General features: G+C 41.4%; 15 protein-coding genes. 7 read left to right on the plus strand and 8 right to left on the minus strand.

The window, feature by feature from the left end; genetic code table 11:
* Window positions 1-13: 13 nt before the first annotated feature.
* The 3 genes from KMHG_RS13675 to KMHG_RS13685 all read right to left on the minus strand — a co-directional run bounded on the left by KMHG_RS13675 (window position 14) and on the right by KMHG_RS13685 (window position 3,458).
* Entirely contained in the window at window positions 14-661 is a 648-nt protein-coding gene (locus KMHG_RS13675; RefSeq protein ID WP_010290337.1) for a response regulator, read from the minus strand.
* Window positions 662-671: 10 nt separating this feature from the next.
* The gene (locus KMHG_RS13680; RefSeq protein WP_010290339.1) at window positions 672-1,787 is read right to left on the minus strand and encodes a GAF domain-containing sensor histidine kinase; all 1,116 of its coding nucleotides are present in this window, start codon (window positions 1,785-1,787) and stop codon (window positions 672-674) included.
* 126 nt (window positions 1,788-1,913) lie between these two features.
* The gene (locus tag KMHG_RS13685; RefSeq protein WP_010290340.1) at window positions 1,914-3,458 is read right to left on the minus strand and encodes a bifunctional GNAT family N-acetyltransferase/carbon-nitrogen hydrolase family protein; all 1,545 of its coding nucleotides are present in this window, start codon (window positions 3,456-3,458) and stop codon (window positions 1,914-1,916) included.
* A gap of 131 nt (window positions 3,459-3,589) precedes the next feature.
* Here KMHG_RS13685 and KMHG_RS13690 point away from each other — a divergent pair, with 131 nt between their 5' ends.
* The 3 genes from KMHG_RS13690 (at window position 3,590) to KMHG_RS13700 (ending at window position 5,348) form a co-directional block, all read left to right on the plus strand.
* Entirely contained in the window at window positions 3,590-4,015 is a 426-nt protein-coding gene (locus tag KMHG_RS13690) for a disulfide oxidoreductase (protein ID WP_010290342.1), read from the plus strand.
* Between the two features lies 1 nt (window position 4,016).
* The gene (locus KMHG_RS13695) at window positions 4,017-4,595 is read left to right on the plus strand and encodes a thioredoxin family protein (RefSeq protein WP_010290343.1); all 579 of its coding nucleotides are present in this window, start codon (window positions 4,017-4,019) and stop codon (window positions 4,593-4,595) included.
* Between the two features lie 75 nt (window positions 4,596-4,670).
* On the plus strand, window positions 4,671-5,348 hold the full coding sequence (locus KMHG_RS13700) for a DUF554 domain-containing protein (RefSeq protein WP_010290345.1): 678 nt from the start codon (window positions 4,671-4,673) through the stop codon (window positions 5,346-5,348).
* A 38-nt stretch (window positions 5,349-5,386) separates the two neighbouring features.
* Here the strand turns inward: KMHG_RS13700 and KMHG_RS13705 are convergent, their stop codons facing one another.
* On the minus strand, window positions 5,387-6,226 hold the full coding sequence (locus KMHG_RS13705; RefSeq protein WP_010290346.1) for an aldo/keto reductase: 840 nt from the start codon (window positions 6,224-6,226) through the stop codon (window positions 5,387-5,389).
* Window positions 6,227-6,404: 178 nt separating this feature from the next.
* Here KMHG_RS13705 and KMHG_RS13710 point away from each other — a divergent pair, with 178 nt between their 5' ends.
* On the plus strand, window positions 6,405-7,706 hold the full coding sequence (locus KMHG_RS13710; protein ID WP_010290347.1) for an NCS2 family permease: 1,302 nt from the start codon (window positions 6,405-6,407) through the stop codon (window positions 7,704-7,706).
* A gap of 43 nt (window positions 7,707-7,749) precedes the next feature.
* On the opposite strand, the gene KMHG_RS19165 is transcribed toward KMHG_RS13710, so the two are convergent.
* The 3 genes from KMHG_RS19165 to queG all read right to left on the minus strand — a co-directional run bounded on the left by KMHG_RS19165 (window position 7,750) and on the right by queG (window position 9,592).
* The gene (locus tag KMHG_RS19165) at window positions 7,750-7,893 is read right to left on the minus strand and encodes a hypothetical protein (protein WP_154647381.1); all 144 of its coding nucleotides are present in this window, start codon (window positions 7,891-7,893) and stop codon (window positions 7,750-7,752) included.
* A 74-nt stretch (window positions 7,894-7,967) separates the two neighbouring features.
* Window positions 7,968-8,441 carry a tRNA (uridine(34)/cytosine(34)/5-carboxymethylaminomethyluridine(34)-2'-O)-methyltransferase TrmL gene (trmL, locus tag KMHG_RS13720; protein WP_010290348.1) on the minus strand — a complete coding sequence of 158 codons (474 nt, stop codon included), beginning with the start codon at window positions 8,439-8,441 and terminating at the stop codon, window positions 7,968-7,970.
* A gap of 2 nt (window positions 8,442-8,443) precedes the next feature.
* Window positions 8,444-9,592, minus strand: a complete 1,149-nt coding sequence (gene queG, locus KMHG_RS13725; protein ID WP_010290349.1) for a tRNA epoxyqueuosine(34) reductase QueG — start codon at window positions 9,590-9,592, stop codon at window positions 8,444-8,446.
* A gap of 54 nt (window positions 9,593-9,646) precedes the next feature.
* Between queG and KMHG_RS13730 the strand changes: the two genes are divergently transcribed.
* Window positions 9,647-10,336, plus strand: coding sequence for a B3/B4 domain-containing protein (locus KMHG_RS13730; RefSeq protein ID WP_010290351.1), 690 nt, complete (start codon window positions 9,647-9,649; stop codon window positions 10,334-10,336).
* A gap of 12 nt (window positions 10,337-10,348) precedes the next feature.
* Entirely contained in the window at window positions 10,349-10,861 is a 513-nt protein-coding gene (locus KMHG_RS13735; RefSeq protein WP_010290353.1) for a hypothetical protein, read from the plus strand.
* 202 nt (window positions 10,862-11,063) lie between these two features.
* Here the strand turns inward: KMHG_RS13735 and KMHG_RS13740 are convergent, their stop codons facing one another.
* Window positions 11,064-11,984 carry a S66 peptidase family protein gene (locus KMHG_RS13740; protein WP_010290354.1) on the minus strand — a complete coding sequence of 307 codons (921 nt, stop codon included), beginning with the start codon at window positions 11,982-11,984 and terminating at the stop codon, window positions 11,064-11,066.
* Between the two features lie 121 nt (window positions 11,985-12,105).
* Here KMHG_RS13740 and KMHG_RS13745 point away from each other — a divergent pair, with 121 nt between their 5' ends.
* Window positions 12,106-12,786: a gamma-glutamyl-gamma-aminobutyrate hydrolase family protein gene (locus KMHG_RS13745; RefSeq protein ID WP_010290356.1), complete on the plus strand. Its 681-nt coding sequence runs from the start codon at window positions 12,106-12,108 to the stop codon at window positions 12,784-12,786.
* The last annotated feature ends 3 nt before the right edge of the window (window positions 12,787-12,789 follow it).

Below are 12,789 nucleotides of genomic sequence, written 5' to 3' on the forward strand. Positions count from 1 at the left end.
GAATCGCTCTTTTTTACGGTTGATTGCTTTCTGTTAAATTATGCTTTACTGCGTACAATGCCGCTTGTGTACGGTCTTGAACGGCGAGCTTCGCAAAAATATTCGAAATGTGCGTCTTAACCGTTTTTTCTGTAACGAATAAAGAAGATGCAATTTCTCGATTGCTTTTCCCTTTCGTAAGTTCCGCTAAAACATCTCGCTCACGTGGTGTTAGTGGGTGTTGAATATGCGGTAAATGTTCTTCCTCTTTTTCCGCTTCCACGAGTTGCTCCGTTGCATCAGGATGAATCATATTTTCGCCAGCGATAATTTTACGAATCGCTTCGACGAGTTCATCGGGTTCAATGTCTTTCAGTTGATAACCAGCTGCACCTGCTTCAATCGCTGGAACGACATGGTCACGATCTGAAAAGCTCGTTAGCATCAGTACGTGGACGTCCGGAAACTGCGCTTTAATTTTTTTCGTTGCTTGAATACCGTCCATCTCCGGCATCACTAAATCCATTAAAACGATGTCGGGCATTAACGTCGCAGTTAAATCGACGGCTTCACGTCCGTTCGCTGCCTCTCCGACAACTTCAATATCTTTTTGTGTTTTTAAAAAGAATAACAATCCACGACGAACGACGTGATGATCATCTGCAATTAATACGCGAATCATAAAACCCCTCCTAATATGGCAGTCGAATTAAAATTTCTGTGCCTTTTCCAATATCACTTACCCAATCGATGCGACCGCCAAGTGCTGTCGTTCGATCACGCATACTTTGTAAACCGAGTGACGGCAATTGAACGCCGTCTGTTAACTGAAAACCGCGCCCTTCATCTTTGATGACGAGTAAGACGTCTGTTGCCGTTAATGTAATATATAGTTCAGCCTCTTTTACGCCTGAGTGTTTCCGTACGTTATTCAATGCCTCTTGTGCAAGGCGGAATAGCGCTTCTTCAATTTTAGATGGCAATTGAATCACACCAGACACATTGACTTTCAAATGAAGTCCTAACATATCTGCATAGCCTTTAATTGCTTCTAAAATGCCACTCTCTAAGCCTTTTGGGCGAAGTTGCCAAATGAGCGCACGCATTTCGGTAAGTGCTTCTTGCGTTAGCGCCTGAATTTCTTTAAACGTTTCTTTAACGTCTGGCTCCTCAGACATTTCAATGCCAGCACGAGACGTTAACGTTACCGAGAACAACAATTGATTGACCGAATCATGTAAATCACGTGCGAGACGGTTCCGTTCTTGAACGAGCGCCATTTGTTGCGCTTGCTTCGTTAACATAATACGCTTAATCGCCGAACCGATTTGGAACGCAACAGACTCTAACAATGCTAAGTCATCGTCTGAAAAACGGACCGTATTCGGTGAAGCGACATTTAATAAACCGAAACGTTCTTCCCCCGATTGCAATGGTACCGTCGCATGGTGCGTAATGTTTGCGTTGTCGCCAACTTTCGCCGCATTCGCACTTTCGATTCGTTGACATTCAATAATGTTCGATGCTTTTTCGAGCTCGTTGTTGCGGAATTTCGAGACACACCAACAGCCACCTTTGCATAAAAAGCGACAGTTGTCATGCTCGAGCGCTTCCGGTAAATTTTCATGCGCAATCATCTCTTGTTTTCCGCGCTCATTAATAAAGAAAATCCACCCTGTTTCAAACCGCGTACCTGCAAGCAATTTGCGAATCGCACCTTGTAACATCGGTTGTAGTTCCGTTTCTTCATTCAATAATTCTGCAATTTCTTTTAACAATGTAATGTTCGAATGATCTGTCGGTTGCATACAGCGCCCCCTCATCAGTTTGATATATCTATTGTACCGTTTCTTTGAAATCGTGTGTATGGCTAGCCTCTCATACTTTTGAATGAAAAAAGGACTACGCCAATGCGTAGCCCTTTAAATAAGTGTTTATTCTTTCGTATATTGTAAATTGTAAACGTCGTGACGGCGATCTTTTAAGTGTGCTACTGTACCATCTTGACGTTGACGACGTAAAATTTCTAAGTCGACATCGCCAATCAATACCATTTCTAAGTTTGGACTCGTTTCACCGACAATACCGTCGCGTGCAAATTCAAAATCAGACGGTGCAAAAATGCCTGATTGTGCATATTGAATGTCCATATTTTCGGTTTGTGGTAAGTTCCCGACTGTGCCAGCAATAACCGTATAAATTTGGTTTTCAACCGCACGTGCTTGCGCGCAATAGCGTACGCGTAAATAGCTTTGACGGTCTTCCGTACAGAACGGTGTGAAAATAATGTTTGCACCTTTATCTGTTGCAATACGGGCCATTTCTGGGAATTCAATATCATAGCAAATTTGAATCGCAATTTTACCACAGTCCGTATCGAATACGTGGACTTTATCCCCGCTTGAAATACCCCACCATTTACGTTCGTTCGGTGTAATATGCACTTTGTATTGTTTTTCAATCGAACCGTCGCGACGGAATAAATACGCGATATTGTAAATTTCATCGTCTTCTTCTTTTACGAAGTGTGAACCACCGATAATATTGACATTGTAGCGAAGTGCTAAATTCGTAAACAACTCTAAATATTGCTCCGTAAATTCCGTTAAACGGCGCACCGCAAGACTCGGTGATTTTTCGTTCATAAAGCTCATCAACTGTGTCGTAAAAATTTCAGGGAAGACGACGAAGTCACTGTTTGCGTCACTTGCGACATCGACGAAGTATTCGCATTGGTGCGCAAACTCTTCAAAGCTCGTAATTTTACGCATCATATATTGGACGGCACAAATACGTACCGGATAACTCGTTTTGTAATGACGTTTTGTACGTGGTAAATAGTCGACGTTGTTCCATTCCATTAATGTCGCATATTTTGCCGAAGCAACATCATCTGGTAAATAGTTCGGATTGACACGCATAAGCGTAAAACCGTTTTTAATTTGGAATGTTAATACAGGATCGTACACTTTATGGCGTGACACCGCATCGACATATTCACGTGGCGTCATTTCATCGACATATTTATGATAATTTGGAATACGACCACCGATAATGATCGATTTTAAATTATATTCACGTGCTAAATCTTTACGTGCATCATAAAGACGTTGACCAATTTTCATACGGCGGTATGCCGGGTCAACCATGACTTCGATACCGTATAAGTTATAGCCGTTCGGATTATGGTTTGTAATGTAGCCATCGTTCGTTAAATCAGACCAAGTCGCACGGTCATCATATTCGTCAAAGTTAATAATTAAACTTGAGCATGAAGCAATCACTTTACCGTCTAGTTCTGCCACGACTTGCCCTTCTGGGAAAATATCTAAGTGGCTGTTTAAGTGGGCAATCTCCCATGGGTCCATTCCTGGGAATGATTTGCGTTGGATTTCTAAAATCTCCTCGAAGTCACTACGTTTCATTTTTCGAATGACTAAGTTTTTTTCAAATTGAGATACATCTAATTGTTCAGACATTGTGAGTCCCCTTTCATATCAAGGCGTACCCTTATTCTACGCTTCTGAAACGAATGGGCAAAATAATTTTACTTATTTTTCAATTCCATCTATAATCAGAAAAGAAATACACTACTATTAGGAGAAAAATGATGCAACGTAAACTCGAAAATGCTTTGCTACTGATGTGGACGACATCTCTCGTAGCAACGCTAGGCTCGCTCTATTTTTCAGAAATCCAATTATATGAGCCATGTAAGTTTTGCTGGTTTCAACGTATTTTCATGTATCCACTCGTCCTTATCCTCGGTATCGCATACATACAACGCAACGTAAAAATTGCCGTGACGAGCGCTGTCTTCTCCGTCATCGGTGCTTGTATTGCCCTTTACCATTACGGCATTCAAAAGGTGCCCGTTTTACACGATAACGCAGCTTCTTGTGGCCGCGTACCTTGTACAGGACAATACATTAACTGGTTTGGCTTCGTGACGATTCCGTTTTTATCTTTAGCGGCCTTTCTCATCATTGCCATTACTAGTTTTTATATGATGAAACAATTGAAAAAGGGAGAGTAACATGGCCAAAAAAAACTACACAAAGAAAAAAGACAATCGTCTCGCGATTTTAGGCATTATCGCAATCGTTGTCATTTTAGGATTCGTTGCTGTTTACTTCATTAACCAATCGCAAAACGAGGCGAAAATTGAAGATAGTCAATCGACAACAGCGTCTGATCAATCAACAGGCGATAAAGCGAATAAAGACGTCGATAGCGGCGTATACGGTAGCTACACACCACAATATCAAGCAACAATCGATCAACTAGACGACAAAAATTATCAAAACATCATTTTACCAGATGACTTGAAAAAGAAAATCGATAGCGGTGAAGGCACATTCGTTTACTTCTTCAGTCCAACATGTTCACACTGTCAAAAAACGACACCTGAACTAATGCCACTAGCGGATAAAGCGGATATTCATATCGACCAATACAACGTACTTGAGTTTAGCCAAGGCTGGGACGATTACACACTCAAAGCAACACCTACACTTGCTTACTACAAAGACGGTAAAGAAGTTGGTCGTATTATCGGTGAACAAACAGACGAAGCATTTACACAATTCTTTGATGACATGCAAAAAACGAAATAACTGAAGTGGGCGAGACGTGCTAAAGCGTCTCGCTCATTTTTGTTATAATGAAGCAATCAGATGTGGAGGGATATTATGTTCGGTACATTATTTAACTGTTTCACGATTATTACAGGTAGTATCATCGGAAGTTTTTTAAAGAAAGGCATTAAAGATCGCTATCAAGACATGTTAATGCAAGCGATGGGCTTTTCGGCTGTCGCGCTCGGTATTAATGCTATCGTTCAATATATGCCGAAAAGTGACTATCCGATTTTATTTATCGTCAGTCTCGCAATCGGTGGTCTCGTCGGTGAAATGATTGATATTGAAGCACGCTTTAACAAACTCGTCGGCAAGTTTTCAAAAAGCAATCTCGCGAAAGGCTTGTCGACCGCCATTTTACTATTTTGTATCGGCACACTATCAATTTTAGGGCCGATTAATAGCGCGCTCCACGGCGATTATACATATTTAATGACGAATGCCATTTTAGACTTCATTACGTCAATCGTCCTTGCCTCAACATTCGGTATCGGTATTGCGTTTGCGGCAGTTGTACTGTTTTTATGGCAAGGTGCTTTTTACGTGCTCGCGCTTTATTTAAACGACTTTATGTCTGCTCATTTACTCGCAGAGATTTCAATTATCGGCGGCATTTTAATTTTAGCGTCCGGCTTAAGTATCCTCGGCATTAAAAGTTTCAAATCGCTTAATATGCTACCAGCGTTATTCGTACCACCACTATTTTTTATCATTAAACATTTTATCTAAACGAAAAAGCTCCCGTAAAAACGGAAGCTTTTTTTCATTTAGCGTGTATATCGCGGATCGTCGTACGGAAATTCATCTGGGTGGTTTCCTGTACGTTCATCACGATTTAAATCGTCCATCATTGCCATATGTGCTGGTGATAGTTCAAAATCAAAGACGTTTAAATTTGAAATAATACGGCTCGGCGTCACTGATTTCGGAATAACGATCGTATCGTTTTGTAAATGCCAGCGTAAAATAATTTGCGCTGTCGTTTTATTATAAGCTTGCGCTAGTTGTTGAATTGTCGCATCTTCTAGCGTGCGGCCGCGACCTAGTGGAGACCACGCTGTCACCGCGATATTGTTGTCTGCACAAAATGCTTGTAGCGATTTTTGCGATAAATATGGGTGACATTCGATTTGGTTCACCATTGGCTGCACGTTTGCTTGTGCAAACAGTGCTTCTAAATGATGACGCTCGTGATTCGATACGCCTGTCGCACGAATTAATTTTTCATCGTACAATCGTTCAATCGCACGATACGTTTCTTTGAACTGATCAGGCTTTGGCCAATGTGTTAAATATAAATCTACATAATCCATATTTAAGTTTTTCAACGTCACTTCAAATGCACGTAACGTTTCGTCATAACCTTGGTTATCATTCCATACTTTTGATGTCACGAACACGTCTTCACGTTTCACGTCACTGGCGCGCACCGCTTCACCGACTTGTATTTCGTTATCATAAAAAGATGCCGTATCAATCGCACGATACCCCGCATTTAGTGCTGTAGTAATTGATTCAACTGCTTGTTGTGGGTCGGTCATTTTATAAACTCCTAAACCGACGCGTGGCATCTCAATGCCGTTAATAAGTTTTTTTGTCAATTCCATTCCGATGACCCCTTTCATTTTCTTTATTATAACGAAAGTGACAATATTATCCTCGCCCTAAACATGTTCTATTGTCTAAAAACTTAAATAACGCAAAAAACCATTGATTTTTACGTCATAAACGAATATTATTATATTTGGCTTTTTAAATGTTCGTATTTAGGAAAGGAAGTTTCACGTGTTTCAATTACAAACGCATAACACAACCGTTAAGCGCGAGATCATCGCTGGTCTTACAACGTTCTTAACGATGGTATATATTATTATCGTCAACCCTGCGATTTTATCAGAGGCTGGCGTACCGAGTGATCAAGTGTTCATCGCAACGATTATTTCAACAGTAATCGGTACATTATGGATGGGCCTTGTCGCTAACTACCCATTAGCAATCGCTCCTGGTATGGGGTTAAACGCATTCTTTACGTATTCAGTCGTATTAGCCTCAAAAGGTGAAATTGATTATATGACTGCCTTCGCGTCAGTATTTGTCGCAGGTTTAATTTTCGTCATTCTTTCATTAACGCCGTTCCGCGAAAAATTAATCGATGCCATTCCAGCAAACTTAAAGCATTCTATTACAGCTGGTATCGGTTTATTCATCGCATTTCTTGGTCTTCGTTCTGCCGGCATTATCGTCGACAGCCCAGACACAAACTTATTACAACTAGGTGATTTAACATCATCTAGCGCACTACTAACAATTTTCGGTTTATTATTTACTGTTATTTTAATGGTGCGTCGCGTCCCTGGTGCTATTTTTATCGGCATGATTGTAACAGCGATTATCGCTTATTTCACAGGTATGCTTGAAATTTCTAAAGTGATGGCAGCACCACACTTACCAGAAGGCATTTTAATGTGGAACCCAATTTCAGCAATTGGTGAAATCATTGAATATAGCTTATATGGCGTCGTGTTCTCATTTATTTTAGTAACATTATTTGATACAACAGGTACAATGGTCGGCGTTGCGAAACAAGCAGGCCTTGTGAAAGAAGATGGCAAATTACCACGTGCGCGTAAAGCGTTACTAGGTGACTCACTTGCTACAACAATTGGTGCAATGTTCGGTACAAGTCCAAACGCTGCATTCGTTGAATCTTCTGCTGGTGTTGCTGCTGGTGGTCGTACAGGTCTTACAGCAGTAACTGTTGCGGTATTATTCGCGATTGCGTCATTCTTTGGCCCACTTGTGGACTCAGTATCAGGCGTTACTGCTATTACATCACCAGTATTAATTATCGTTGGTGCATTAATGATTAGCTCAATTAAAGACGTCGATTGGTCTTCTATGGACGAAACATTGCCAGTATTTTTAGTGATGTTAATCATGCCACTAACATCTAGTATTTCAACAGGTATCGCATTCGGCTTCATCGCATACCCTATCTTAAAAGTCGCAAAAGGTGAATTTAAAAAAGTTCATCCATTACTTTACTTATTCGCGATTTTATTTATTATCCAATTAGTATTCTTATAATGCATATAAAACGAGTAGTCGTGTTGTCCGACTACTCGTTTTTTTATTGCGCAGGATCGCGTTGTAACCCTTCCTCGCGCTCTTCGTTTGCACGTTCATGCACTTCTTCCATTGATTCACCGAGTTCTTTTAACTCTTCCATATTGTTCGCCATATTTCCACTTTGTTCTTGTTCGCGTTCTTTCATGCAAAGACCCCCTCTTTTTCATATGTATACCCATTTTTCGCATAACAAAAGCCCCGCATATGCGAGGCTTGTCGTTACTTAATCATATTTGGAAAATCACGTTGACGCAGCGCTTCAAAAATAACGATAGCTGCTGTGTTTGATAAATTCATTGAGCGAACGTTCGTACTTTGCGGAATGCGTAAGCACATATTCGTATCTTTAATTAACTCACGTGGAATACCTGTCGTTTCTTTTCCGAACATAAAGTAAATATCTTCTTCTGGATTTGAGTAATCGAAGTCCGAATACACTTTCGTACCGAACGTTTCGATAAAGTAGTGCGTGCCGCCTTCTGTTTTTTCGAAAAACTCCTCGACGTTATCATAATAAGTAATGTTCACGCTATCCCAATAATCAAGGCCTGCGCGTTTTAACATTTTGTCATCTGTTGAAAAGCCAAGTGGACGGATTAAATGTAAGTTCACATTTGTCGCCGCACATGTACGTGAAATATTTCCTGTATTTGCTGGAATTTCTGGTTGATATAATACGATATTTAAAGACATAGTTACTCTTCTTCCTTTGATTGTTTTAAAAGTGTTAATCCTTTTTCAATTTCCGCAAGTGCTTCTGCATCTTGCTCTGTGTGTAGCGCTGCTTCAAGTACTTCTTGCGCACCTTCCGCACCGATTTTACCAATCGCCCATGCTGCTGTTCCACGAATCATCGGACGATCATCTTTTTGCATCAGTTCAATGAGAGATGGCATCGCGCTCTCTTCGTTAAAATGCGCAAGCGCAATAATCGCATTACGCTGAATTGGCTTTTTACCACGCCATGAACCTGACATATGACCATACGTCGCTTTAAATGCTTTATTAGAGATGTTTAAAAGCGGTTCTAATAATGGCTTCGCAAGTTCTGGTTCTGGCTTAAATGCATCGTGTAACCAGTTTTTCTTCCCTTTATTTTTCGGGCAAACGGTCTGACACGTATCACAGCCGTAAATACGGTTACCGATTTTTTCGCGAAATTCATCTGGTAAAAACCCTTTCGTTTGCGTTTGAAACGCCACACAACGATGCGAATTTAATTGTCCGCCTTGCACAATGGCATTCGTCGGGCAAACGTCGATACACATCGTACAATCGCCACATTCATCTTCTATCGGCGTATCAGGCTTAAATGGAATATTTGTAATCATTTCACCTAAATAGACGTACGAGCCAAATTCAGGCGTGATAACCGAACAGTTTTTCCCACTCCAGCCGATACCGGCACGTTCAGCAACAGCACGGTCAGATAACTCGCCTGTATCGACCATCGAACGGAATTTTGCGCCTGGCACTTTTTCTGCTAAAAACGTTTCTAGTAGCGCAAGCTTTTCGCGTAATACGGTATGGTAATCCGTCCCCCACGATGCGCGACAAAAAATGCCGCGGCGCTCGCCTTTTTTACCGGCAGGCGCACTTTCCATACGTGACGGATACGCAATCGCAATGGCGACGATGCTTGCCGCTTCTTCTAGTAATAGCGACGGTTCCGTGCGCAGTTCAATATTTGATTCCTCAAAACCCGATTGATAGCCGAGCGCTTGTTGTTGTTTTAACAATTGCTTTAAATCAACGAATGGCGCTGCTGTCGTGAAGCCAATTTTATCGATACCAATCGTCTTGGCATAGTCGATTAGCTGTTGTTGTAGTTCAAGTACATTCATTTCTTTGTACTCCTTATGTTACAATTTTACAAAATATATGTGAGAGGTGATTTTATGCATATCCAACTAGATGCATCATTAACATCTATTGTACCGCAGTTTAAAATCGGCATTATCCATTATACCAAAATTACCGTCAGTGAATCGCCTCAAATGATTCAAGGTCGTACAAGACTATATCAAGAAAGTTTAGCGATTGATTTTGCAGATAGCCCAGTAACTGCTCGTCCTGGTGTTGCAGAATGGCGTGACGTTTGGAAACAACTCGGTGCAAATCCGAGCCGTTATCGTCATTCAACAGAAGCGATGTTACGTCGCATTGCAAAAATGGACTACTTACCACCGGTGAATGGAGTCGTCGATTTAAACAACTTTTTCTCGCTCCAATATGATATTCCTGTTGGCAGTTACGATACACACGCTTTACGCGGTGACGTTACGGTAACACTTGGTCATACAGAAACAACGTATGAGGCGTTAAACGGCCGTCTAACGACATTAGACCGCATACCTTGTTCGATAGATGCAGAAGGACCATTCGGCAGTCCATACGTCGATTCTGTACGTTCTGCTGTGACGGAACAGACGACAGACGTGTTGCAAATTTTTTATTTACGCCCATCTATGACAGTTGATGAAGCAAAACGTTTATTAGACGCTGCCGGCAAAATGTTTACACAAATTAATGGTGGGGAATATGAAAAGACCGTTTTACATGCGGAATTTTCATCCGCTACTGTATAGGAGGTTACATACATGTCGAACATCACATTAGCTGAAGCTGTAAAATTGAAAAGCATTTTACGCAAACGCATCGCTGAGTTAAACGACGAAATGGATCGCGTTGCTTTTACAATCATCGTCGATAAAGACAAGCCTGAAGAACCTACGCGTACCCTTGAACAAGTCGAACAAGAGCTTGCAGACGTACGAAAAGATGTCCGCACACTCGATCGTTTAATGTACGAGGCTAATAGTTACCATACGATTAATTTTGAAGGTGAAGCGTTGAAACTTGTAGAAGCGATTGAATATGCGACGCAACTACGTGCGCAAGCCGATAAATATAAAACACTCGCTGCTTATGATAAGCGCTCCATCGAATATTATTCAGAAGATGCACCCGTTTATCGCATCGCGTTATATGACCCAGAAACGTATCGTTTAAAAGCGATCGAATGTGAACGTCATGCGCACAAAATTTCAAATGCGGTCAATGCGAAAAACTATCAAATCGAACTCGAATTTGATGGGGATCTTTATTTCTAACCTCGATACGGTGAGACTCCATATCGAGGCACTGTTGCTACTTCGTCCACTTTCTTATTTTTGCAAACTCATAACTCTTTCCCAGTTACTTTGTGACCTATCACCAATGACCAACTATCGGTAATGGTTAACAATCTTGCAATTTTCGTTTACGATAGCACAGTGAAAAAAAGGATGGCTCCTATTGGAACCATCCTTTTTATTATTCTACGCCAGGTAATACGGCTAAATATTTTTCATCCGCATCAAGCATCACGTCTACTCCTAATGGTAGCGCAATGTTTAACGCATCGTGACCGATTTTAAAGCCACTCATTGCGGGCTTGCCGAGCTGACCGAAATATTCGTCTAACAACGCATCAACAGACGGTGCATCAGGATACATTTTTGGCTCCGCCATCGTAAAGTCACCGATCACAAAACCGACTGCTTGCTCTAACTTACGTGCTTGCTTTAATTGATTCAGTAACTCATCAATTTGCGCTGGCTCTAAACCGATATCTTCGATTAACAATACTTTATCTTTCGTATCAATTTCAAACTTCGTGCCAAGGCTATTGACGATACGTGTCAAATTCCCACCTACGAGTTGGCCGCGTACTTGTCCTTCATGTACGGTCGTTAATTTTGACCATGCGCTATCATAATAAATTTCAGCTGGCGCAAATAATTGTTTGAACATAAGTTTTGTACGTTCAGGTATATCATCGTGACCGAGACTTGAAATCGTCGGGCCATGGAATGTGACTAAATTGCTTAATTGACCGATTGCGGTGTGTAAAAATGTTACATCTGAGAAGCCCCAGAAAATTTTCGGATTTTCTTCAAGTAACATATAATCAATTTTATTCGCGACACGCGCAGCTCCGTAGCCACCACTTGCGCAAAAAATTGCTTTAATATCTGGATCTTCAACCATCGACTCGAAATCACGTGCACGATCTCGGTCCGTTCCCGCTAAATAGTGTACGTGTTGTTGAATCGTATCTCCAAGGACATAACGTAAACCGAGCGATTCTAAATATTGTAGCCCTTTCGTTAAACGTTCGATATTCGGTGGCGTTGATAGTGCTACGACCCCAACGACATCCCCTGGTTGTAAATGTTTTGGTCTTGTTCTCATTGCTACAAAACTCCTTTATATTCTCATTCTTCTTTACTGTATCAAAAAAGTACATAGCTAGCACTTTTTTTCCTTTCGTGACTCCAGTATAATCGGTAAAAAAAGGAAATGAGGGATTGTCATGACGCAACCAATTATCGGCGTAACGATGCAACCAGCTGAAGGACGCCAACAAATTAATAATGGTTACATAAATAGCATTTTAGCGGCAGGTGGTATTCCACTTTGCATTCCGAACGACACACCGATTGACGCTGTAATTAATCTTATCGATGGCTTACTCGTTATCGGTGGCGATGATATCGATCCACGCTTTTTCAATGAAGATCCACACGCTGGCCTCGGCCATGTCGATCCAAAACGTGACGACAGCGATTTAAATGCGGTGAAACATGCGATTGTCCGTGAGCTACCGCTACTCGCAATTTGTCGTGGCGAACAAGTGTTAAACGTCGCTTTCGGCGGCTCATTGTATCAAGACATTCCTGCTCAATGGCCAAACGCCATTCAGCATAAACAACAATCTGCGCGCGATACACAAATTCACGCGGTCGATGTCGTCGCACAATCGAAATTAGCGTCTATCGTCGGCACACGTATTCGTACGAACTCGTTCCATCATCAATCAGTCAAAGACGTTCACGCCCCATTAGTCGTCAGTGCCACGACGAGTGATGGCGTCATCGAAGCAATTGAACATGAAGATATGCCATTTTGCATCGGCGTTCAATGGCATCCCGAAGAATTAAAAGACGAAGCCTCTCAAAAATTATTCCGCGCGTTCGTAGAAGCATGCGAATAATTG

It is taken from the genome of Kurthia massiliensis, assembly GCF_000285555.1.
GTDB lineage: Bacteria > Bacillota > Bacilli > Bacillales_A > Planococcaceae > Kurthia > Kurthia massiliensis.